Source organism: Belnapia rosea (assembly GCF_900101615.1).
In the GTDB taxonomy this organism is placed as follows: Bacteria; Pseudomonadota; Alphaproteobacteria; order Acetobacterales; family Acetobacteraceae; genus Belnapia; species Belnapia rosea.
Genome location: NZ_FMZX01000001.1, coordinates 1,213,984 through 1,234,756, shown reverse-complemented (window position 1 = coordinate 1,234,756; position 20,773 = coordinate 1,213,984). Strand labels below are relative to the sequence as shown.

Here is a 20,773-nt window from a genome sequence, read left to right as displayed (position 1 = left end):
CACAAATTTTGGAGGGCGGGCATGGCCGAGGAATTCGATGTCATCGTGGTCGGCGGCGGGAACGCGGCTTTCTGCGCCGCCCTCTCGGCGCAGGAGCAGGGCGCGCGGGTGGTCGTGCTGGAACGGGCGCCGGAGGAGGAGGCGGGCGGCAATACCCGCTTCACCGCCGGCAACATCCGCTTCGCCTATCGCGGCGTCGAGGACCTGAAGGCGATCATGCCCGACCTGACGGAGGCCGAGATCGCCATCACCGATTTCGGCACCTATACCGAGGACCAGTTCTTCGACGACATGTTCCGCGTCACGCGGAACCGCACCGACCCCAACCTCTGCGAGATCCTGGTCCGCCAGAGCTTCGAGACGATGAAGTGGCTGCACGGCAAGGGGGTGAAGTTCGCGCCGATCTGGGGCCAGCAGGCCTTCAAGGTGGATGGGCGCTTCAAATTCTGGGGCGGGCTGACCGTCGCCGCCTATGGCGGCGGGCCGGGCCTGGTGCAGGCCGAGACCGAGATCGCCAGGAAGAAGGGGATCGAGATCCGCTACGCGACGCGGGCGCAGAAAATCCTTTATGACGGCTTCAAGGTGCTGGGCGTGCAGGTGAAGTCGCCCGGCCGCATCTACGACATCAAGGCGCCGGCGGTGATCCTGGCGGCAGGCGGCTTCCAGGGCGATGCCGAGATGCGTACCCGCTATCTCGGCCAGGGCTGGGAGCTGGCGAAGGTGCGCGGCACCCGCTTCAACACCGGCGACGGGATCAAGATGGCGCTCGAGATCGGCGCCTCGCCCTTCGGCAATTACTCCGGCTGCCATGCGGTGCAGTGGGACTTCAACGCGCCGGAATATGGCGACCTGGCGGTGGGCGACGCCTTCCAGAAGCATTCCTACCCCTGGTCGGTGCTGATCAACGCGAACGGCAAGCGCTTCCTCGACGAGGGCGCCGATTTCCGCAACTACACCTATGCGAAATACGGCCGCGTGGTGCTGGAGCAGCCGGGCAATTTCGCCTGGCAGGTCTTCGACCGGAAGGTCGAGAAGCAGCTTCGCGACGAGTACCGCATCAAGCAGGTGACGAAGGTGAAGGCGGATACGCTGGAGGAGCTGGCGGGCAAGCTCGAGGGCGTGGACGGCCGCGCTTTCCTCGAGGAGATCCGCGCCTACAACGCCGCGGTGCGGAAGGACGTGCCCTTCAACCCGAACATCAAGGATGGCCGCTGCACGGAAGGCCTCGCCGTCAACAAGTCCAACTGGGCGAACACCATCGATGAGGGGCCTTTCGAGGCCTATCAGGTGGGTTGCGGCATCACATTCACCTTCGGGGGCCTGCGCATCGATACCGAGGCGCGGGTGCTGGATGACGACCAGCAGCCGATCCCCGGCCTCTATGCGGCCGGGGAGCTGGTGGGCGGGGTGTTCTACTTCAACTATCCCGGTGGCTCGGGCCTCATCAACGGGATGGTCTTCGGCAAGCTGGCCGGCGCCACGGCGGCGGGCGACATGAAGACCAATGCCGGGGGGATGGCGGCGCCTATTCCAGCCTGACATTCGCCGTGCGGATGACGGGCGCCCAACGTTCGTACTCCGCGGCGACGAAGCGGTCGGTCTCGGCCGGGTCCATCCAGATCGGCTCGCTCGCCATCTCGGTGAGGCGGGTGCGGATGGCGGGCATGGCCAGGATCTCCCGCAGGGCCGGGGCGAGCGCCTCGATGACCGGGCGGGGCGTGCCGCGGGGGGCGAAGAGCCCGGTCCAGGAGCGGACGGCGTAATCCGGCACGCCGCCCTCCTGCATGGTTGGGATATCGGGCCGGCTGGCGACCCGCTGGTCCGTGCCGACGGCGAGGATCACCACCTGGCCGGACTCGGCCGGGCCGATCACGGTGGGCAGGTTGAGGAAGACCATCGGCACCGTGCCGGCCACGAGGTCGGTGATGGCCTGGCCGCCGCCGCGATAGGGGATATGGGTCAGGTCGAGCCCGGTCCTCAGCCGGAAGAGCTCCCCCGCCAGGTGGTTGGAGGAGCCGACGCCGGAGGAGCCGAAGCTCATCCCGCGCGGGTCCGCCTGCACCTTGGCGATCAGCTCCGGCACGGTCCGCACCCCGAGGCCCTTCGTGGCGGCCAGCACATTCGGCACATCGACCAGCATGGCGATGCCCTGCAGCGCCTCCCGGGGGTCATAGCCGAGGTCGCGGGCGATGAGCGGGTGGAAGACATGGTTGGAGGCGGAGGAGACAAGGAGGGTGAGCCCGTCCGGCCGGGCCCGCGCTACCAGCCCCATCCCGACGCTGCCGCCGCCGCCCGGGCGGTTCTCGATGATGAAGGGCTGGCCGAAGCGGGCCTCCAGCTGAGGGGTGAGCAGCCGGGCCACCACGTCATTCGAGCCGCCGGGCGCCCAGGGGACTATCAGCGTGACCGGCCTGCCGGGCCAGCCGGGCTGGGCCCGGGCGCCGCTGGCCAGCAGCATGGCCGGCGCGGCCAGCGCGGTACGGCGGGTGATAGCGGCCATGATGCTCCTCTCCGACCAGTCCTGATGGTCCGCGGCAGCATGCGCCACGCGGCGGCCGCAGGCGAGAGTGGCCGGCCTGTCACGCATGAGGGGAAGCCGGACCGCTGGCGATCCCGCCCTGCGTTTTGCGCTGCCGTCCGCCTCACTAAACCGTTACAAGGCGGCCGGGCAGGGGAGTCAGGGGGCGGATGCGGGCGGCAGCATGGATGGCGATCGCGATGGGGGTGCTGGCCGGCTGTTCGCCCCCGCGCTCCTCAGGCGTGACACCGCTGGCCGATGGCAACTTCCGGCTGGCCGTGGCGAGCCGCGACCTCGGCGGCGCGGCCCGGCAGGCGCTGAACGAGGCGGCCGCGCATTGCGGCAGCCTTGGCCGCCAGGCCCAGATGCTGCGCCGGCAGATCAACCCGACGGATTACGACCTGATCTATCGCTGCGCGGATGGCGCGGCGCCGCTGCAGGCCGGGGCGGCGCCGATCCTGTTGGCGCAGCCCATGCCGGCCGGCCCGGCAGCCCTGCCTGCCGCGCTGCCAACGGGCCGGGCCAGCCTGCTGCCGGCCGAGCCGCCCTCGCTGGCGGCGCTGACGGGCAGCCCGGTGGCGCCGGCATCCCCGCCGGCCGCGGCCGTCAGTAGCGGGCCAATCTTCAGCGAGCCGGTCTTCGCGCCGGTGCCGGACGTGTCGCCCCGCCCGCCGGCGCCACGGTCCTATGAAGCCCTGCCGCCCGTCACCGGCACGCCCGGAGGGCCGCCCCAGCGTCCGCTGACGCCCTTGCCGCCGATCGCCGAGCCTGCCCCGGTTGGGCCGCCGCCGCGCCTCGGGGCTGCAAGCGCCACGCCGCCGCCCGGCTTCTGGGCCATGCGGCGGAATTGAGCGGCGTGCTCAGCCGCGGAACAGGCTGACCAGGGACTGCGGCGCCTGGTTGGCGATGCCGAGCGCCTGGGTGCCGAGCTGCTGGCGGATCTGCAATGCCTGGAGGCGGGCGCTTTCCTTCGCCATGTCGGTGTCGATCAGCGCGCCGAGGCCGCTCTGCTGCGCATCCAGGATCGACTTGTTGTAGTTGATCTGGCTGTCGATGTAGTTCGAGTAGCTGCCGAAATTATTGAGCTGGGTAAGGGTGTTGGTGATGGCCTTGCCGACCGCGCCGGTCTTGGTCAGCGCGGCGGAGGCGGCGCCGCGCGTCCAGGTGCTGGCAGCGGAGACGCTGTTGAAGACATTGGTCAGCGCCTTGAAGCCGCTGAAGGTGTAGTAGGTGCCGCTGCCGTTGGTGACGACCTGCACGGCGAGGGTGCCCGGGTCGTTCAGCACGTTCAGGCCGTTATAGCTGGCGTCCTTGATGAAGGACTTGATGTTCTTCGTCAGCTCGCCGGCCTGGGACTGGTACTGGCTGCGCTGCTCCGGCGTGATGGTGCCGTCCGCCAGCTTCACCGTCACGGCCTGCAGCTTGTTCAGCGTGGAGGAGACGTTCTCGAGCGCGGCGTTCGAGACATCGAGCAGGCCCTTGACGCCGCCCAGCTGTTCATTGGCCGAGGTGGTGGCCGCAACCGCGCCGCGGATGCGCTCGGCGACCGCATAGGCCGCGCCGTCATCCTTCGCATCGGCAACGCGGTAGCCGGTCGAGATGCGCTTCTGGGTTGCGGATAGCTCGTCGCCGGTACGGTTCAGCGACTGGAGCGCCACCATGGCGCCGACATTGGTGTTCACGGAATTCAGCGGCATCGGGCTTTTCCCTTGGCTGGCGACCGCAATCCTCGGGCCGGTTGAGGCGATGATTCCCGTTCCGGGTAAAGAACCGATGAAGCGGGCCGGGGAATTCCGCGGCGCCGCCGATAATCCGCCCTGTCTTGATCCGGCCGGGCGGAATGGGGGATACCGGCGCCACGGCGCGCATCCGCGCCCTGAGGAACAGCATCGCCATGTCCGCCCCAGATCCGGTCGTCACCATCGGCCAGGTCCGCATCGGCAACCAACTGCCGCTCGCCGTCATCGCCGGCCCCTGCCAGCTGGAAAGCCGCGCGCATGGGCTGGAGATGGCCTCGGCGCTGCGCGAGATCGCCGCCGGGCTCGGCTTCGGCCTCGTCTTCAAGGCGAGCTTCGACAAGGCCAACCGCACCAGCGCCGGCGGCGCGCGCGGGATGGGGATGGCGCAGTCGCTGCCCGTCTTCGCCGAGATCCGCGAGAGCCTGCGCCTGCCGGTGCTGACCGACGTGCATGAGCCAGGCCAGTGCGCGCCCGTCGCCGAGGCGGTGGATGTGCTGCAGATCCCGGCCTTCCTGTGCCGGCAGACCGACCTGCTGGTGGCGGCCGCCGCGACCGGGCGGGTGGTCAACGTCAAGAAGGGCCAGTTCCTGGCGCCCTGGGACATGAAGAATGTCATCGCCAAGGTCACCGGCGCCGGCAACCCGCGCGTGCTGGCGACGGAGCGTGGCGCCTCCTTCGGCTACAACACGCTGGTCTCCGACATGCGGGCGCTGCCGATCATGGCGGCGATGGGCGCGCCGGTGATCTTCGATGCCACCCATTCCGTGCAGCAGCCGGGCGGGCAGGGCACCTCCTCCGGCGGCCAGCGGGAATTCGTCCCCGTGCTGGCGCGCGCCGCGGTCGCGGTCGGCGTCGCCGGCGTCTTCATCGAGACGCACCAGGACCCGGACCATGCGCCCTCGGACGGGCCGAACATGGTGCCGCTGCGCGACTTCCCGAGGCTGATCGAGACGCTGATGGAGTTCGACGCGCTGGCTAAGCAGCGGGCGGGGGCATGAACCCCATCGTCCTGATCCCGGCGCGGCTGGCCGCCACGCGCCTGCCGGGCAAGCCGCTGGCCGATATCCATGGCCTGCCGATGATCGTCCACGTCCTGCGCCGGGTGCAGGAGGCCGATGCCGGGCCGGTGGCGGTGGCGACCGACAGCCCCGCCATCGTCGAGGCGGTACGGGCAGCGGGCGGGCAGGCGGTGATGACCGGCGCGGACCACCCTTCCGGCTCCGACCGGATCCATGAGGCGCTTGGCCGGCTCGACCCGGACGGCCGGCATGACCTGGTCATCAACGTCCAGGGCGACCTGCCGACCATCGACCCGGCGGCGATCCGCGCCGCGGCGGCGCTGATGGCGGCGCCCGAGGTGGCGCTCGGGACGCTGGTCGCCGAGATCGTGCGGGAGGAGGAGCGCACCGCCCCGCAGGTGGTGAAGATGGTGGGCAGCCCGCTCGGCGGCGGACGGCATCGCGCGCTCTACTTCACCCGGGCGACGGCGCCCTGGGGCGAGGGCCCGCTCTACCACCATATCGGCCTCTATGCCTGGCGGCGGGAGACGCTGGCGCGCTTCGTCGCCCTGCCGCCCTCGGCGCTGGAGCGGCGGGAGCGGCTGGAGCAGCTGCGGGCGCTCGAGGCCGGCATGCGGATCGACGCGCAGGAGGTGGATGTGGTGCCGCTCGGCGTCGACACGCCGGAGGACCTGGCGCGCGCCCGGGAGATGCTCGCCCGCTGCGAGATGCCCGCCCGATGAGCGCGGCGCTGAAGCACGGCACGGATGCGGGCCGCATCCGCGCCACCATCGCCCGCACCATCGCGGTGGAGCAGGAGGGGATGGCGGCGCTCGCCACGGCGCTCGACGGCCCGCTCGGCGAGGCGCTGGCGCGGGCGGTGGAGACGATCTTCGCCGCCACCGGCCGCGTCGTCGTCACCGGCATGGGCAAGAGCGGGCATGTCGGCCGCAAGATCGCGGCGACGCTCGCCTCCACCGGCACGCCGGCGCTGTTCCTGCATCCGGCCGAAGCCAGCCATGGCGATCTCGGCATGCTGACGGCGGCGGACGTCGTGCTGGCGCTCTCCTGGTCCGGCGGCACGGCGGAGCTGCGCGACATCATCCATTACTCGCGCCGCTTCGGCGTCAGGCTGATCGCCATCACCGGCCGGGCCGAGAGCGCGCTCGGCCATGCCGCCGACATCCCGCTGATCCTGCCCGGCGTGACCGAGGCCTGCCCGCATGGGCTGGCGCCGACCACCTCCACCCTGATCCAGATGGCGATCGGCGATGCGCTGGCCATGGCGCTGCTGGAGCGGCGCGGCTTCACCCCGGCCGAGTTCCACCGCTTCCATCCCGGCGGCAAGCTCGGCGCTCAGCTGCTCACCGTGGGCGAGGTGATGCAGCGCGCGCCCGACCTGCCGCTGGTGCGCGAGGACGCGGCGATGGGCGAGGCGATCATCGCCATGACCGGCCACAGCCTCGGCTGCGCCGTGGTGGTGGATGCGGCGGGCGAGGTGGTCGGGATCGTCACCGATGGCGACCTGCGCCGGCACATGCATCCCGGCATCCTGGCCGAGCCGGTCCGGGCGGTGATGACCCGCGCGCCGCGCCATACCGTGCCGGAGGAGATCGCCAGCGCGGCGCTCGCCGAGATGAATGCGCGGAAGATCAACGTGCTGGTGGTGCAGGACGGGCGGCGCCCGGTCGGGCTGCTGCATGTGCAGCAGCTGCTCTCGGCGGGGGTGGTCTAGCCGCCCCCATGGAGGAGCCGGCGCGCCCCGACCCGGATGCGCTGCTGGCCCTCGCGCAACGGGAGGGGCGGGGACGGCTGAAGGTCTTCCTCGGCGCGGCGCCCGGCGTCGGCAAGACCTTCGAGATGCTGGCCGAGGCGCGGCGGCGCCACGCCGGCGGGGCGGATGTGCTGGTCGGCATCGTCGAGACCCATGGGCGGGCGGAGACCGCGGCGCAGCTCGGCCCGCTGCCGGTGCTGCCGCGTGCGGCGATCCCCTACGCCGGGCCGGGCGGCAGCCGCAGCCTCGAGGAGTTCGACCTGGACGCGGCGCTGGCGCGGCGGCCCGGCATCCTGCTGCTCGACGAGCTCGCCCATAGCAACGTGCCGGGCAGCCGCCACCCGAAGCGCTGGCAGGATGTGGAGGAGCTGCGCGAGGCGGGGATCGAGGTCTGGACGACGATGAACGTCCAGCATCTGGAAAGCCTCGCCGACCCTGTTGCCCGTGTCACCGGCATCCGCGTCGCCGAGACGGTGCCGGACCGCGTGCTGGCCGAGGCGGATGCGGTGGAGCTGATCGACATCCCGCCCGCCGAATTGCTGGAGCGGATGCGCGCCGGCAAGGTCTATCGCCCCGACCAGGCGGAGCGGGCGCTGCGCGGCTTTTTCCGCGAGGGGAATCTCGCCGCCTTGCGCGAGATGGCGCTGCGGCGCACCGCCGAGCGGGTCGATGCCGATGTCACCGGCTATATGCGCGCCCATGCCATCGCCGGCCCCTGGCCGAGCGGTGAGCGGGTGCTGGCGCTGGTCGGCAGCGAGCCGGGGGCGGAGGCGGTGGTGCGGCATGCGCGGCGCATCGCCGATGCGCTGCGGGCGCCGCTGCTGGCGCTGCATGTCGAGCGGCCCGCGGCGCCGGGCGATGGCGGCGCCGCTGCCGCCGCCCTGCGCGAGGCGGAGGCGCTCGGCGCCCAGGCCGAGACGGTGGTGGCCACGGACCTGCCCCGGGCGATCCTCGCCGAGGCCCGGGCGCGCAACGCGACGCATCTCGTCCTCGGCCGTGGCCGCCCATCGGCCTGGCGGCGCCTGACGGGCCGGACGCTCTCGGCGGCGCTGCTGCGGCAGGGGGTGGATTTCGCCCTGCACCTGGTGCCGGAATCCGCGCTGCCGCCACCGCCGCCGCGCGAGGCGCGGGCCTGGCCGGCATGGCTCGGCTGGGCCGCGGTGCCGGGGCTGGTCGGGGCGGCGACGCTCGCCGCCTTCGTCCTGGATGGCATCGTGCCGGAAGGCGCGATGGGGATGATCTATCTCGCCGGCATCGTCGCGGCCGCTGTGGGCTTCGGCGCGCCGCACGGCCTGGCGGTGGCGGCGCTGTCCTTCCTCGCCTGGAACTACCTGTTCCTGCCGCCGCGCTACAGCCTGACCATTGCGGCGGCGCAGGATATCGTCGGCGCCGCTGTCTTCAGCCTGGTGGCGCTGCTGCTGGCGGGGACGACGGGCGGCCTTGGCCGCTCGGTGCGGGCGGCGCGGGCGCGGCTGCTCGGGCTGCGGCGGCTGGTGGAGTTCAGCCGGCGCCTCGGCGCGCCCGGCACCCTCGGGGACCTGCTGGAGGCGGTGGCGCGGGAGGCGGAGCGGATCGCCGGCCGCCCGGCCTGCGTGCTGATGCCGCTGCCGCCCGCGCCCGGCCAGGCGGAACCGGAGCCGGTGCTGCGCGCTGCCATCCCCATCGATGCCGAGCCGGATGACGCCGCCATGGCCGCCGCTCGTTGGGCCATGGCGCATGGCCGCCCGACCGGGCGCGGGACGGATACGCTGCCCGCCGGCACGGCATGGCAGTTCCGCCCGATGCGGACGGCGCGCGGGCTTGTCGGGCTGGTCGGGCTGCGGCTGGGCGAGGCGGCACGGCTCGAGCCGGAGACGGACCGCAGCCTCGCCGCGCTGCTGGACCAGGCGGCGGTCGCCATCGAGCGCATCGAGCTGGTCGAGGCGGCGGCCCGCGACGCGGCGCGGGCGGAGACGGAGCAGCTGCGCCTGGCCCTGCTCACCTCGCTCGGCCACGACCTGCGGACGCCGCTGACCTCCATCCGCGGCGCGCTCGGCGCGCTGCGCTTGCCGGGCGAGGCGCTGGCCCCGGCGGTGCGGGACGACCTGCTGGCGACGGCGGAGGAGGAGACGGTGCGGCTGACCCGCACCCTGGCCAATATCCTCGACATCGTCCGGCTGGAGAACGGCCAGGTGGAGCCGCGGCGGGAGCCGGTGGATCTGGTCGAGGCGGTGGAGGCAGCGGCGGGGCGGCTGGAGCGCGCCACCGGCCGGCGGATCGCGCGACGCTTCGACCCGCGCCTGCCGGCCCCGCGGCTGGACCCGGCGCTGCTCGACCAGGTGCTCGGCAACCTGCTCGACAATGCGCTGAAATTCTCGGGCGCCGCGGGCGAGGTCTCGGTGACGGTGCGGCGCGAGGGGCATGAGGTGGCGGTTGCCATCGAGGATAGCGGGCCGGGCATTCCGGCCGAGGCGCTGGGTCGGGTTTTCGATCCCTTCTTCCGGGCCAGCCGCACGGACCGGATCGTCGCCGGCACGGGGCTCGGCCTCGCCATCGCACGCGGGCTGACCGTGGCGATGGGCGGGCGGATCGGGGCGGAGAGCCCGGTGGTGGCGGGCGGGCAGGGGACGCGGGTGACGCTGCGCTTCCCGGCATGAGTGGCGCGGGGCCGCGCGTGCTCGTCATCGACGACGAGGCGCAGATCCACCGCTTCCTCGGCCCGGCACTGGCGGCGGCGGGCTATGAGCCGCTGCGGGCGGAGACGGCGGCCGAGGGGCTGCGGCTGGCGGCGACGCGGGCGCCGGCCCTGGTGCTGCTCGATCTCGGCCTGCCCGATCTCGACGGGAAGGAGGCGCTGGCCCGGCTGCGCGCCTTCAGCGCCGCGCCGGTCATCGTCGTCTCGGCCCGGGACCGCGAGGCGGAGAAGGTGGCGGCGCTCGATGCCGGGGCCGATGACTATGTGGAGAAGCCCTTCGCCCTGGCGGAGCTGCTGGCGCGCATCCGTGCCGGGCTGCGCCGCGCGGCGGCGGCGGCGGGGGAGCCGGATCCGGGCGGGGTGGTGCGGCTCGGGCTGCTCGAGGTCGATCTCGGCCGGCGCCTCGCCCGCCTGGCCGGCGAGGCGCTGAAGCTGACGCCCCGGGAGTGGGAGCTGCTGGTCGTGCTGCTGAAGGCGGGCGGCCGGGTGGTGACCCAGCGCCAGCTGCTCACCGCCGTCTGGGGCCCGGCGCATGCCGAGGACGCGCAGTATCTCCGCGTCTATGTCGGGCATCTCCGGCAGAAATTGGGGCCGGCCGCCGCCCTGGTCAGGACGGAGCCGGCGGTGGGCTACCGCCTGGCGGAGGAAGGCTAGGCCGCCGCCGCACCCCAGCCGCGGCGGCGACGGCCAGCAGCTCCGCCCCGACCCACCATTCCTGCCAGGCGCCGAAGCTCAGCATGGCGGTGACGGCGCCGGCCGCCAGCATCGCCAGCGCCACCGGCGAGACGCAGGCCAGCGCCAGCGCGGCCGCCAGCGCCGCGGCGATCAGCACGCCGGGCCAGCCGAGCTCCAGCCGCAGCTGCAGCGCGCCGTTATGCGGGTGCAGCGGCAGCAGCTCGGCGCCGGACAGCCAGGCGGTCCGCTCCGTCAGGCCGAGGCCGAAGCGGACCATGGCCTCGGGGCCCGGATGGCTGCGGTGGCCGGGCACGGCGCGGCTCGCCTCCATCCCCCAGCCGAGCAGGGGGCGGTCGGCGATGCGGGTGATGACGAAATCCCAGATCAGCAGCCGGTGCGCCGCCGAGGGCGGGATGCCGGCGGCGGGCACGCCGCGGGCCAGCACCGGGCCGAGCAGCATCGGCATGGCGATGAGGGCGATGGCCAGGACGGCGCCGAGCGCAATGCGGCCACCACGCGGCAGCAGCAGGGCGAGGCCGCCGACCAGCAGGCCGGAGAGCACGGCGAGCTTCGCCGCCTCGCCGGGCAGCAGCACCAGCACGGTGGCGCCGGCCGCGATGACGGCCGCCCGCAGCCAGCGGCTCAGCGGCGCCGCCGCGACCAGCGGCAGCCAGAGCGCCATGGCGGAGGCGGCCGGCTTGAGGCCGAAGGCCAGCGTCGGCGGGATCTCCTTCAGCCCGCGCACGGCGGCGCGGATGGCATTGCCCGTCGCGGCATCGAGGCCTGCGAGCAGGATGCCGGCGGTGAGGCCCCCGGTCGCCGCCAGCATCAGCCGGCGCCTGGCGGCCTCGTCATCCTCCGCCACCGCCCGCGCCGCCGCGGCGCCGAGGGCGACGAAGCCGCCGAGCTGGAGCGAGGTGCCGAGGGCGCGCAGCGGCTCGATCGCCCAGAGCGCCGTCACCGCCGCCCAGCCGAAGAGGCCGATCGCGAGCCAGGCCGCGGCGCCGCGCGGCCAGGGCCAGGCGCCGTGCCGCCGGCGATGCGCCAGCACGGAGAGGAGGAGCGCCGCCACCGCGATGGGCGCCAGCGCCTTCGATTGCAGCACCCCCGCCGCCGGGCCGACCGCGAGGGCTGCGGCGACCGGCAGCGAGGGGGACCAGGCGAGGCGCGTCAAACGGCGGAGAGGCTCTCGCGGCGCACCTGCACCATGACCTCGTCCAGCGACTTCGCCACCCGGTTCAGCATCTCGTCCACCTCCTCCTCGCTGATGATGAGCGGCGGGGAGAAGCCGATGCTGTCATTGGTCATGGCGCGCATGATGACGCCGTTCTGCTCGCCGAGCTTGGTCAGGCGGGCGCCGACCTTCTGGGCCGGGTCGAAGTTCCGCTTCGCGTCCTTGTCGGCGACCAGCTCGATGGCGCCGATCAGGCCGGTGCCGCGCACCTCGCCCACCATCGGGTGGTCGGCGAAGCGGGCGCGGAGCTGCGCCTGCATATGCGCGCCAACTTTCTTCACATGGCCGCCGATATCCATCTCGTCATAGATCTTCAGCGTCTCGATCGCGACGGCGGCCGGCACCGGATGGCCGGAATAGGTGAATCCATGGCCCCAGGTGCCGACGGAGGAGGAGCCCTCGGCGATGCCCTGGAAGACGCGCTCGTTCACCAGCACCGCCGAGATCGGCAGGTAGGAGGCCGAGAGCGCCTTGGCGCAGACCAGGATGTCCGGCTGGATGTCGAGCGTCTGGCTGCCCCAGTAGCTGCCGGTGCGCCAGAAGCCGCAGATCACCTCATCGGCGACGAAGAGCACGTCGTACTTCTTCAGCACCGCCTGGATCTTGGGGAAGTAGCCGGCGGGCGGCAGGATGACGCCGCCGGCGCCCATGATCGGCTCGGCCCAGAAGGCGGCGACCGTCTCCGGCCCCTCGGCCAGGATCTTCTGCTCCAGCTCCTCGGCGAGGCGGGTGGCGAAATCCTCCTCCGACTCGCCGGGCAGGGCGTTGTGGTAGTGGTGCGGCGTCGAGACGTGGTGGAAGCCGGCGATCGGCAGGTCGAACAGCTTGTGGTTCGCCGGCAGGCCCGTCAGCGAGGCGGCCGCCAGGGTGATGCCGTGATAGCCCTTCAGCCGGGCGATGATCTTCTTCTTCTCGGGCCGGCCGATGGCGTTGTTCATGTACCAGATCATCTTGATCGCGCTGTCATTCGCCTCCGAGCCGGAATTGGCGAAGAACACCTTGCTCATCGGCGAGGGCGCGCGCTCGATCAGCATCTCGCTGAGGTCGATCAGCGGCTCGTGCGACTTGGCGGTGAAGGCGTGGTAGAAGGGGAGCTTCCGCATCTGGTCGGTCGCGGCCTGCACCAGGCGCTCATTGTCGAAGCCGAGGCTGGCGCACCAGAGGCCGGCGACGCTCTCGATGTATTCCTTGCCCTGCTCGTCGAAGACCCGCACGCCCTTGCCGCGGCTGATCACCAGCGGGCCGTTCTGCAGATGCGCCTTGTGGTCGGTGTAGGGATGCAGCGCATAGGCGATGTCGCGGGCGGCATTGGAATTGCGGGGCGGGGTCATGGCAGTGGCCTTCCTGACGGATGGGGGAGTGTAGGCGCGGAATGGCGGGCAACCCAAGTCCCGGCGACGCGGCGTGTTCGCGGCGCGGCCGAACACCAGGCCGCGAAGGTCTGGCCGCCCCCGTGGACGGCATCGGCCATCAGGTGGCAAGGTCCGCGGCCAAAGCAGAGTTCGAACCATGACCGAAATCAAGCCGCATGCCTCCCATTGGGGCTATTTCGATGCCGTGGTGGAGAATGGCCGCGTCACCGGCGTCCGCCCCTTCGGCCCGGATCCTTTCCCCGGCAGCCTGATCGAGGCGGTGCCGGATGTGGTCCACGCGCCGTCGCGCATCGACCGGCCCTATATCCGCCGTGGCTGGATCGAGGGGCGGCGGCGCGGGCATCTGCGGGGCGGCGATCCCTTCGTGCCCGTCTCCTGGGACGAGGCGACGCGCATCCTCGCCGAGGAGACGGCGCGCATCCGCGCGGAGCATGGCGCGACCTCCATCTTCGGCGGTTCCTATGGCTGGTCCTCGGCCGGGCGCTACCACCATGCGAAGACGCAGCTGCAGCGCTTCCTCGGGCTCGGTGGCGGCTTCACCTCCTCGGTGCATGCCTATTCCTATGCGGCGGCGCAGGCGCTGCTGCCGCATGTGCTCGGCACCAACGAGGTGCTGCTGGGCCGCACCACGGATTGGATGGCGATCGCGCGGCATGCGCGGCTGATGCTCTGCTTCGGCGGGCTGGCGGCGAAGAACGGCATGGTCGCCTCGGGCGGGCAGGGGCGGCACGAATACGGGCCGCTGATGCGGCAGGCGGCGGCGGCCGGGGTGCGCCTCGTCAACATCTCGCCCTTCCGCGGCGATACCGAGGCGGAGCTCGGCGCCGAATGGGTGTCGATCCGGCCGGGGACGGATACCGCGCTGCTGCTGGCGATGGCGCATGTGCTGGTGAGCGAGGGGCGCGAGGATCGCGGCTTCCTCGCCACGCATTGCACCGGCTGGCCGCAGCTGCGGGCCTATATCCTGGGCGAGAGCGACGGGCAGGCGAAGACGCCTGACTGGGCCGCGCCGATCACCGACATCCCGGTGGAGGTGATCCGCCGCCTCGCCCTCGACTGCGCGGCGCAGCCGACCATGCTGACCGCCGCCTGGTCGCTGCAGCGGGCGGATTACGGCGAGCAGCCCTACTGGATGCTGGTGGCGCTGGCGGCGATGCTGGGTGCCATCGGCAAGCCGGGGCAGGGCGTCGCCTTCGGCTATGGCAGCATCGGCGGCATGGGCGTGCCGCGGCGGGAACTGCCGGCCGTTTCCTCGCCCGGCATCCGCAACCCTGCGGGGCTCGCCATCCCCGTGGCGCGGGTGACGGAGCTGCTGGAGCGGCCGGGCGAGGTGCTGGAGTTCAACGGCCAGCGCATCACCCTGCCCGATATCCGGATGATCTGGTGGGCGGGCGGCAACCCCTTCCACCACCACCAGGACCTGCCGCGGCTGCAGCGCGCCTGGGCACGGGCCGAGACGATCGTGGTGCAGGAGCCCTGGTGGACGGCGCTCGCCCGGCAGGCCGATATCGTGCTGCCGGCGACGACGACGCTGGAGCGCAACGACATCGCCTCGAGCAACCGCGACCGCTTCGTCCGCGCCATGCACCAGGCCATCCCGCCCCAGGGCCAGGCGCGCAACGATACCGACATGCTGGCCGATATCGCCGATGCGCTCGGCTACCGCGACCGCTTCACCGAGCAGCGCGACGAGGGCGCCTGGCTGCGCCACCTCTATGGCCAATGGCGGGTGGCCTGCGGCCGGCTCGGCTTCGAGGCGCCGGAATTCGAGCGCTTCTGGGCGGAGGGCCATGTCGAGGCACCGCCCGTCGCGCCGGGCGAGGAATACACCCAATTCGCCGATTTCCGTGCCGACCCGGAGGGCGAGCCGCTGAATACGCCCTCCGGCAAGGTGGAGCTGTTCAGCGAGACCATCGCCAGCTTCGGCTATGACGACTGCCCGGGCCACCCGGTCTGGCGTGAGCCGCGCGAGTGGCTCGGCGCGCCGGCCGCGGCCGAGTATCCGCTGCACCTGCTCTCCTTCCAGCCGGCGACGCGGCTGCACGGCCAGCTCGACCCCGGCCGCGTCGCGGCGGCGGGGAAGATCCAGGGGCGGGAGCCGATCCATCTGAGCCCGGAGGATGCTGCGGCGCGCGGGCTGCGCGAGGGCGATATCGTCCGCGTCTTCAACGCACGCGGCGCCTGCCTCGGCGGTGTGCGGATCAAGGAGGGGATGCGGCCCGGCGTCGCCGCCATGGCGACGGGCGCCTGGTACGACCCGCAGGTGCCGGGGGACCCGGATGCGCTCTGCGTCCATGGCAACCCGAATGTGCTGACGGCGGATGTCGGCACCTCGCGGCTGGGCCAGGGACCCTCGGCCCAGTCCTGCCTCGTGCAGGTGGAGCGCTGGGACGGGCCGCTGCCGCCGGTGACCGTGCACCAGCCGCCGCCGATGGTGCCGGCATGATCGGCCGCCGCCCCCTCCTGGCGGCCGGGGCCGTGGCGCTGGCCCGCCCGGCCTCCGCCCTCGACCTCGGCCCGCTCGCCCTGCCGGTGAAGCAGGATGACACCGTGGCGCCCGGCTACCGGCGCGACGTGCTCGTCCGCTGGGGCGACCGGGTGACCTTCGATGCGCCGCGCTGGACGCCGCGCACGCCCGACCCGACCGCGGCCGCGGCGCAATTCGGCTGGGATGCCCGGGTGCTCGGCATCGCCGTGCCGCAGCAGCCGGCCGCCGATGGCGTGCCGCGGGCCATCCTCGCCGTTGCCCACCCGACCGTCGAGGCGGCCATGGCCTTCCCCGGCGGGCAGGACCAGCCGGCCGCGGCGGCCGCCATGCAGGGCGTGTCGCTGCTGAACATCGAGCGGCAGGCGGGGCGCTGGGTGGTGGTCGATGGCGGCTACCAGAGCCGGCGCCTCGGCATCTCCACCCTCTGCCGCGTCTCGGGCGGCGGGGCGGTGCGGGGCGTGCTCGGCGTCGGCGGCGGCTGCGTCACGCCCTGGGGCACGCTGCTGCTGGCCGAGGGCGACCCGGGCTTCTGGCAGGCCCGGCTCGGCGGGCTCGACCCGGCCATCGCCGATGGCTCGGGCTATGGCTTCGTCACCGAGCTGAACCCCTTCGACCCGCAATCCGTGCCGGTGAAGCGCCGCGCGCTCGGCCGCTTCGCCCATGGCGATGCCGCGGCGGCGCTCAGCCGCGACGGGCGGGCGGTGGTGTACCTGACCGACAGGCGGGTGGGCGGCTTCCTCTTCCGCTTCGTCTCCGCCGGCCCGGCGACGGCCGAGCATGCGCTGGATGCCGGCACCTTCTTCGTCGCCCGGGTGGAGGGCGACCGGCTGAGTTGGCTGCCCCTGCCGGATGGCGCCGGGCCCCTGGCCGCGGCCCAGGCGGCGGGCGGCAGCCCCTTCGATGCGCCCTCCGGCCTCGGCCTCGACCCGATGGGGCCGCGGCTGCTGCTGGCCTGCCATGGCAGCCCCGCCCGGCCCGCCGGCCATGTGCTGGAATTCTCGGCCGATGGCGGCGATGACGGGGGGGCGGGCGCGGCGGCCCGGCTGCTCTTCGCCGCCGGCAACCAGCGCAGCCCGCAGGCCCGCTACGGCGCCGCCGGCCTGCCGGCGGGCAGCGCCTGGCCGGAGAACCCGGATACGGTGACGGTGGATGCGCGCGGGCGGGCCTGGATCGGCACCAACCGGGGCGGGCGCGTGGGCCAGCAGGCGGAGGGGCTCTATGCCTGCGACCTCGCCGGGCCGGATCGCGGCGTGCCGGTCCCGATCTATGGGGCGCCGCGCGGTGCCTCGGTCGGCGGCGCGGCCCTGACGCCGGACGGGGAGACGCTGTTCACCGCCATCCGCCACCCCGGCGCCGAGCCGGGGGCCACATTCGACCGGCCCGGCACCCGCTGGCCCGAATTCGAGCCCGGCGTGCCGCCGCGCAGCGTGCTCGCCGGGCTGGTGCGCACCGCCGGCGGCGCGGCCGGGGGCTGACCCCGGCGGGCGCGGCACCCCGCAGGCACGAGGCGGTCAGCGCAGGCTGAACCGCACCGGGACCGTCAGCTCCACCGGATCGCCCGACATCTCGGCCGGCGGGGCGGGGAGCGGCGAGGCGTTCTGGATCATCGTCTGCACCGCCTGGTCCAGCGCCGGGTCCCCGGCGCTGCGCTCGATGCGGTAGCCGACCACCGTCCCGTCCCGCTTCATGCGGAAGCGCAGCAGGGCCACGCCCTGGGCGTGGCGCCAGCGCGCCTCGTCCGGATAGCGGCGATGGCGCTCCAGCGCCCGCATCAGCATGGCCGTGTAGCTGGGCGGCGGCGCGGATGCGACCGGGGCGGCGGTGGGTGCTGGCGCCGCGGGTGCGGCCGGGGCGGGTGGCGCCTCGGCGATGGTGGGCGTTGCCGGCCGCGGCGGCGGCGGGGGCCGGCGGGGCTGGACGACCGGCTTCGGCGCCGGCTCCGGTGGCGGCGGGGGCGGCGGCATCGGCAGCTCGGCGACCTCCGCCGGTGGCGGCGGCTCGGGCGGGGGCGGCTCCGCCTGGGGCGGTGGCTCGGGCGCCATGGGCTCGGGCGGTGGCGGCTCGGCCATGGCGACGGGCTCGGGCGGCGGCGGCTCCGGCGGCGGGGCGGGTTGCGGCGGCGGTGCCTCGGCGACCGGCTCGGGCGGCGGCTCGGCTTCGGGCTCGGGCGCGGCCGGCTCAGGCATCTCCACCAGCATCACCGGCGTCACCACCTCCGGCTCGGCCGGCAGCCCATGCAGCAGGGCCGTGGCGCCGGCGGCATGCAGCCCCAGCGAGATGGCCCAGGCGATATGGCGGGCTTGGGCCATGCGGCTCAGCGCCCCGGCGCGGCGGTGGGGGATGGTGCCGGCGGCGAGGCGTCGGGGGCAGGCGCCACCGGGTCGCCGCCCGGCATCGAGACCAGGGCGAGCTTCGAGATGCCGGCCCGCTGCACGAGGCCCATGACGCGCAGCACCTCGCCATAGTCGATGCCGCGATCGGCACGGAGATGCAGCGCGCGATCCGGCGCCTCGGCATGCAGCGCGGCGAGGCGGGGCTCCAGCGCCTCCTGCGGCACCGGTTCCTTGTCGAGGAACAGCGCGCCCTCCAGGGTGATGCTGAGCTCGAGCGGCGGCTTCGGCGGGCTGAGCGGGGCCGCGGCCGTCCTCGGCAGGTCGAGCGGGATGCCGGCGGTCATCATCGGCGCGGTCACCATAAAGATGACCAGCAGCACCAGCATGACATCGACCAGCGGCGTGACGTTGATATCGGAGACGGGGCTGCCCTCGTCATCCGAATCCCCGCCGGCGGGGAGCTGCATGCTCATGCGGATTCACCGGCCTTCCGCCGGCCGTCCAGCACCGCTGGGCGGCGGGCGAGGCGGCTGGCGAGGCTGGCGGCGGCGCCCAGCGCCTCCTGCCGGATGCGGGAGAGGCCGATGCTGTAGCGGTTGTAGGCGATCACCGCCGGGATGGCGGCGACGAGGCCGATCGCCGTGGCGAAGAGCGCCTCGGCGATGCCGGGGGCCACGGTGGCGAGGCCGGTATCCTGCTTCGCCGCGATGCCGAAGAAGCTGTGCATGATGCCCCAGACCGTGCCGAACAGCCCGACGAAGGGGCTGACCGAGCCGATGGTCGCCAGCAGCGGCAGGCCGGGCTCGGCGCGGCGCAGCGTCGCGGTGACGGCGGCGCGCATGGCGCGCTCCAGCCGGTCGCGGAACTCGCCGGCGCTCTCATGCTGGTCGCGGCCCTCGCGCCATTCCGGCAGGCCGGCCCGCAGCACGGCGCCGGAGAGGCTGTCCTTCGCCGCATCGCCCTCGGGGGGCTGGATGGCGCCGGAGGCGGCGAGCGCCGCGAGGCTGCGCGCCTCGCGCTTCAGCCGGCCGAACAGGATGGATTTCTCGATGATGATCGCCCAGCAGGCGAGCGATGCCAGCACCAGCATCGCCATCACCCCCTGCACGACCGGGTCGGCATTGAGGATGAGGCTCTGGATGGTGAAGTCGGGGACGGACGCGGGATTCATGCGGGTCTCCCTTGGGGGACGGCGAGACGGCGGCGGTTGCGGCGGCGAAGCAGCCAGGCTGCGAGGCCGGTGACGAAGAGAGCGGGCATGGCGATGCCCGAGGCGAAGACGAGGAGCCGCCCGGTCCAGCCGAGCAGCGCGCCGCCATGCAGCCAGCGCTGCATGGCCAGCACCTCCTCGCCGAGGCTGCGGGTGCGGGGGCCGCGCTCCTCGACCACCGCGCCGGACCAGGGGTCGATGGCGAGGAAGCTGCGGACCCTGACCTCGGTGCTAGCATCGGCCGGGCGCAGCGTCACCTGCCAGGCCTGGCGCTGGCGGGATGGCAGCGTCACGCCGGTCGCCACCTGGCCTGGCAGATGGGCGAGGGCGGCGGCGACGGCGGCATCGGCATCGACCGTCATCGGCTCGCGGCGCGGCGGCACCGGCGCGGGCGGCGTGGCCCCGGCGATGCCGAGCAGCGGGCGGAACCAGCCGGGGAAGATGATGGCGGTGCCGGAGACGGCGACGACCGACAGCACCACCGCCATCCAGATGCCGATGACGCGGTGCAGGTCGAGGTTGAGCACCACGCTTGGGCGCCGGCGGATGGTGACGAGGGCGGCGGCAAGGGATCCCTGGCGCGGCCACCACAGCCAGATGCCCGAGAGGCAGAACAGCAGCAGCAGCACGCCGAACCAGCCGACCGCCTCATGCCCGCTCCATTCGCGCAGCAGCAGCGCCTCGTGCAGCTGGCGCGTCACGCCGATGAAGCTGCCGCGGCCGTCGCGCTCGCCGAGCAGGGTGCCGGTGGCGGGGTCGAGGAAGGCCGTGGGGCCGGGCGGGGTGCCGCGCATGCGGGGCGGCGAGACGACCCAGACCGGCCAGACGGCATCCGGCGCGCGGATGCTGCCGGGCGCGCGGCCTGTGGCCTGCTCGGCCAGCTTCAGGATGGCGGCGTAGCCGAGGTCGGGGTTGGGCGGGCCGCCCGGGCGGAACAGGGCCGGGTTCAGCGCGGCGTCGATCTCGCGCTGGAAGGAGAGGATGCTGCCGGTCACGCCGAGCAGCAGCATCACCAGGCCGAGGATCAGGCCGAGCCAGCGATGGCCGAGCAGGAGGGCGCGGCGGATGGTCATGCGTCGGCCCAGCGGCGGAGCAGGTTGTGGTACACGGCGGTCAGCTCCGTCGGCGAGGAGTGGCCGGCCGGCAGGTCGCCACGGGCCCGGTTGATGGCCATGTCGAGATCGAACAGCAGGGCGCGCTGCCCGTCGTCGCGGACCATGCTCTGGATCCAGAAGAAGCTGGCGAGGCGGGAGCCGCGGGTGACCGGCGAGACGCGGTGCAGGCTGGTCGAGGGGTAGATCACCGCATCGCCCGCCGGCAGCTTCACCCGCTTCTCGCCATAGGTGTCCTCGACGATCAGCTCGCCGCCGTCATAGCTCTCGGGCGGGGCGAGGAAGAGGGTGCAGGAGACATCGGTGCGGATGCGCGAGGTGGTGCCGGTGACCTGGCGGATGGCGTTGTCCACATGCGCGCCGAAGGTCATGCCCGGGTCGTAGCGGTTGAAGAGCGGCGGGAAGACCCGCAGCGGCAGCACGGCGGAGATGAACAGCGGGTTCCGCTCCAGCGCGCCGAGCACGATGTCACCGAGCGCGCGGTGCTCCGGGCAGCCTTCGGGGATCTGCAGGTTGTCCTTCACCTGCGCGGATTGGTGGCCGGCGGTCACGCGGCCATCCACCCAGGGCGCACGCGCGAGCAAGGCCTGCGCTTCCGCAAGCCTTGCCGCGTCCAGCACCTCGGTGATGTGCAGAAGCACCTGG

The 20,773-nt window shown here is 73.3% G+C and carries 18 protein-coding genes; 9 read left to right on the top strand and 9 right to left on the bottom strand.

The window, feature by feature from the left end; all coding sequences use genetic code 11:
• Positions 1–21 precede the first annotated feature (21 nt).
• Complete coding sequence (tcuA, locus tag BLR02_RS05875; RefSeq protein ID WP_090661344.1) at positions 22–1,539, top strand: FAD-dependent tricarballylate dehydrogenase TcuA; 1,518 nt, start codon at positions 22–24, stop codon at positions 1,537–1,539.
• Here the strand turns inward: tcuA and BLR02_RS05870 are convergent.
• Positions 1,526–2,500: a Bug family tripartite tricarboxylate transporter substrate binding protein gene (locus tag BLR02_RS05870; RefSeq protein WP_176849392.1), complete on the bottom strand. Its 975-nt coding sequence runs from the start codon at positions 2,498–2,500 to the stop codon at positions 1,526–1,528. The genes tcuA and BLR02_RS05870 overlap by 14 nt on opposite strands.
• Before the next feature lie 206 nt (positions 2,501–2,706).
• On the opposite strand from BLR02_RS05870, the gene BLR02_RS05865 reads away from it, so the two are divergent.
• Positions 2,707–3,369, top strand: a complete 663-nt coding sequence (locus BLR02_RS05865) for a hypothetical protein (protein WP_090661336.1) — start codon at positions 2,707–2,709, stop codon at positions 3,367–3,369.
• A 9-nt stretch (positions 3,370–3,378) separates the two neighbouring features.
• Here the strand turns inward: BLR02_RS05865 and BLR02_RS05860 are convergent, their stop codons facing one another.
• The gene (locus tag BLR02_RS05860) at positions 3,379–4,215 is read right to left on the bottom strand and encodes a flagellin (protein WP_090561949.1); all 837 of its coding nucleotides are present in this window, start codon (positions 4,213–4,215) and stop codon (positions 3,379–3,381) included.
• Between the two features lie 197 nt (positions 4,216–4,412).
• Between BLR02_RS05860 and kdsA the strand changes: the two genes are divergently transcribed.
• Genes kdsA through BLR02_RS05835 form a run of 5 tightly spaced genes read left to right on the top strand, consistent with a single transcriptional unit; the run spans position 4,413 to position 10,357 of the window.
• A complete protein-coding gene (gene kdsA / locus BLR02_RS05855) occupies positions 4,413–5,255 on the top strand; it encodes a 3-deoxy-8-phosphooctulonate synthase (protein WP_090661625.1) in 843 nt (280 codons plus the stop codon).
• Positions 5,252–5,998 carry a 3-deoxy-manno-octulosonate cytidylyltransferase gene (locus BLR02_RS05850; RefSeq protein WP_090661333.1) on the top strand — a complete coding sequence of 249 codons (747 nt, stop codon included), beginning with the start codon at positions 5,252–5,254 and terminating at the stop codon, positions 5,996–5,998. The genes kdsA and BLR02_RS05850 overlap by 4 nt, the downstream gene beginning before the upstream one ends.
• Positions 5,995–6,990 (top strand): KpsF/GutQ family sugar-phosphate isomerase, encoded by a 996-nt coding sequence (locus BLR02_RS05845; protein WP_090661330.1) that lies wholly within the window; start codon positions 5,995–5,997, stop codon positions 6,988–6,990. The genes BLR02_RS05850 and BLR02_RS05845 overlap by 4 nt, the downstream gene beginning before the upstream one ends.
• 8 nt (positions 6,991–6,998) lie before the next feature.
• On the top strand, positions 6,999–9,665 hold the full coding sequence (locus BLR02_RS05840) for a sensor histidine kinase (RefSeq protein ID WP_090661327.1): 2,667 nt from the start codon (positions 6,999–7,001) through the stop codon (positions 9,663–9,665).
• On the top strand, positions 9,662–10,357 hold the full coding sequence (locus tag BLR02_RS05835; protein ID WP_090661324.1) for a response regulator: 696 nt from the start codon (positions 9,662–9,664) through the stop codon (positions 10,355–10,357). The genes BLR02_RS05840 and BLR02_RS05835 overlap by 4 nt, the downstream gene beginning before the upstream one ends.
• Here the strand turns inward: BLR02_RS05835 and BLR02_RS05830 are convergent.
• Together BLR02_RS05830 and BLR02_RS05825 are read right to left on the bottom strand one after the other, a co-directional pair.
• Positions 10,311–11,552 carry an O-antigen ligase family protein gene (locus BLR02_RS05830; protein ID WP_090661321.1) on the bottom strand — a complete coding sequence of 414 codons (1,242 nt, stop codon included), beginning with the start codon at positions 11,550–11,552 and terminating at the stop codon, positions 10,311–10,313. The genes BLR02_RS05835 and BLR02_RS05830 overlap by 47 nt on opposite strands.
• Complete coding sequence (locus tag BLR02_RS05825; protein ID WP_090661318.1) at positions 11,549–12,943, bottom strand: aspartate aminotransferase family protein; 1,395 nt, start codon at positions 12,941–12,943, stop codon at positions 11,549–11,551. Before BLR02_RS05825 ends, BLR02_RS05830 begins: the two co-directional genes overlap by 4 nt.
• A 178-nt stretch (positions 12,944–13,121) precedes the next feature.
• Here BLR02_RS05825 and BLR02_RS05820 point away from each other — a divergent pair, with 178 nt between their 5' ends.
• Together BLR02_RS05820 and BLR02_RS05815 are read left to right on the top strand one after the other, a co-directional pair.
• Positions 13,122–15,431, top strand: coding sequence for a molybdopterin-dependent oxidoreductase (locus BLR02_RS05820; RefSeq protein ID WP_090661315.1), 2,310 nt, complete (start codon positions 13,122–13,124; stop codon positions 15,429–15,431).
• Positions 15,428–16,948 carry a PhoX family protein gene (locus BLR02_RS05815; RefSeq protein WP_090661311.1) on the top strand — a complete coding sequence of 507 codons (1,521 nt, stop codon included), beginning with the start codon at positions 15,428–15,430 and terminating at the stop codon, positions 16,946–16,948. The genes BLR02_RS05820 and BLR02_RS05815 overlap by 4 nt, the downstream gene beginning before the upstream one ends.
• Before the next feature lie 36 nt (positions 16,949–16,984).
• Here BLR02_RS05815 and BLR02_RS05810 read toward each other — a convergent pair whose 3' ends face one another.
• The 5 genes from BLR02_RS05810 to BLR02_RS05790 are packed head-to-tail and all read right to left on the bottom strand — an operon-like array spanning position 16,985 to position 20,769.
• Positions 16,985–17,782 (bottom strand): energy transducer TonB family protein, encoded by a 798-nt coding sequence (locus BLR02_RS05810; protein WP_090661308.1) that lies wholly within the window; start codon positions 17,780–17,782, stop codon positions 16,985–16,987.
• A gap of 5 nt (positions 17,783–17,787) precedes the next feature.
• A complete protein-coding gene (locus BLR02_RS05805) occupies positions 17,788–18,279 on the bottom strand; it encodes a biopolymer transporter ExbD (RefSeq protein ID WP_090661305.1) in 492 nt (163 codons plus the stop codon).
• Positions 18,276–18,977, bottom strand: coding sequence for a MotA/TolQ/ExbB proton channel family protein (locus tag BLR02_RS05800; protein WP_090661302.1), 702 nt, complete (start codon positions 18,975–18,977; stop codon positions 18,276–18,278). The genes BLR02_RS05805 and BLR02_RS05800 overlap by 4 nt, the downstream gene beginning before the upstream one ends.
• The gene (locus tag BLR02_RS05795) at positions 18,974–20,089 is read right to left on the bottom strand and encodes a PepSY-associated TM helix domain-containing protein (protein ID WP_090661299.1); all 1,116 of its coding nucleotides are present in this window, start codon (positions 20,087–20,089) and stop codon (positions 18,974–18,976) included. Before BLR02_RS05795 ends, BLR02_RS05800 begins: the two co-directional genes overlap by 4 nt.
• Entirely contained in the window at positions 20,086–20,769 is a 684-nt protein-coding gene (locus BLR02_RS05790; protein ID WP_090561975.1) for a Fe2+-dependent dioxygenase, read from the bottom strand. Before BLR02_RS05790 ends, BLR02_RS05795 begins: the two co-directional genes overlap by 4 nt.
• Between the last annotated feature and the right edge of the window lie 4 nt (positions 20,770–20,773).

Coding starts and splice junctions, on each gene's coding strand:
- tcuA (WP_090661344.1), top strand. CDS start 22: ATGGCCGAGGAATTCGATGTCATCGTGGTCGGCGGCGGGAACGCGGCT.
- BLR02_RS05870 (WP_176849392.1), bottom strand. CDS start 2,500: ATGGCCGCTATCACCCGCCGTACCGCGCTGGCCGCGCCGGCCATGCTG.
- BLR02_RS05865 (WP_090661336.1), top strand. CDS start 2,707: ATGGCGATCGCGATGGGGGTGCTGGCCGGCTGTTCGCCCCCGCGCTCC.
- BLR02_RS05860 (WP_090561949.1), bottom strand. CDS start 4,215: ATGCCGCTGAATTCCGTGAACACCAATGTCGGCGCCATGGTGGCGCTC.
- kdsA (WP_090661625.1), top strand. CDS start 4,413: ATGTCCGCCCCAGATCCGGTCGTCACCATCGGCCAGGTCCGCATCGGC.
- BLR02_RS05850 (WP_090661333.1), top strand. CDS start 5,252: ATGAACCCCATCGTCCTGATCCCGGCGCGGCTGGCCGCCACGCGCCTG.
- BLR02_RS05845 (WP_090661330.1), top strand. CDS start 5,995: ATGAGCGCGGCGCTGAAGCACGGCACGGATGCGGGCCGCATCCGCGCC.
- BLR02_RS05840 (WP_090661327.1), top strand. CDS start 6,999: ATGGAGGAGCCGGCGCGCCCCGACCCGGATGCGCTGCTGGCCCTCGCG.
- BLR02_RS05835 (WP_090661324.1), top strand. CDS start 9,662: ATGAGTGGCGCGGGGCCGCGCGTGCTCGTCATCGACGACGAGGCGCAG.
- BLR02_RS05825 (WP_090661318.1), bottom strand. CDS start 12,943: ATGACCCCGCCCCGCAATTCCAATGCCGCCCGCGACATCGCCTATGCG.
- BLR02_RS05820 (WP_090661315.1), top strand. CDS start 13,122: ATGACCGAAATCAAGCCGCATGCCTCCCATTGGGGCTATTTCGATGCC.
- BLR02_RS05815 (WP_090661311.1), top strand. CDS start 15,428: ATGATCGGCCGCCGCCCCCTCCTGGCGGCCGGGGCCGTGGCGCTGGCC.
- BLR02_RS05810 (WP_090661308.1), bottom strand. CDS start 17,782: ATGGCCCAAGCCCGCCATATCGCCTGGGCCATCTCGCTGGGGCTGCAT.
- BLR02_RS05805 (WP_090661305.1), bottom strand. CDS start 18,279: ATGAGCATGCAGCTCCCCGCCGGCGGGGATTCGGATGACGAGGGCAGC.
- BLR02_RS05800 (WP_090661302.1), bottom strand. CDS start 18,977: ATGAATCCCGCGTCCGTCCCCGACTTCACCATCCAGAGCCTCATCCTC.
- BLR02_RS05795 (WP_090661299.1), bottom strand. CDS start 20,089: ATGACCATCCGCCGCGCCCTCCTGCTCGGCCATCGCTGGCTCGGCCTG.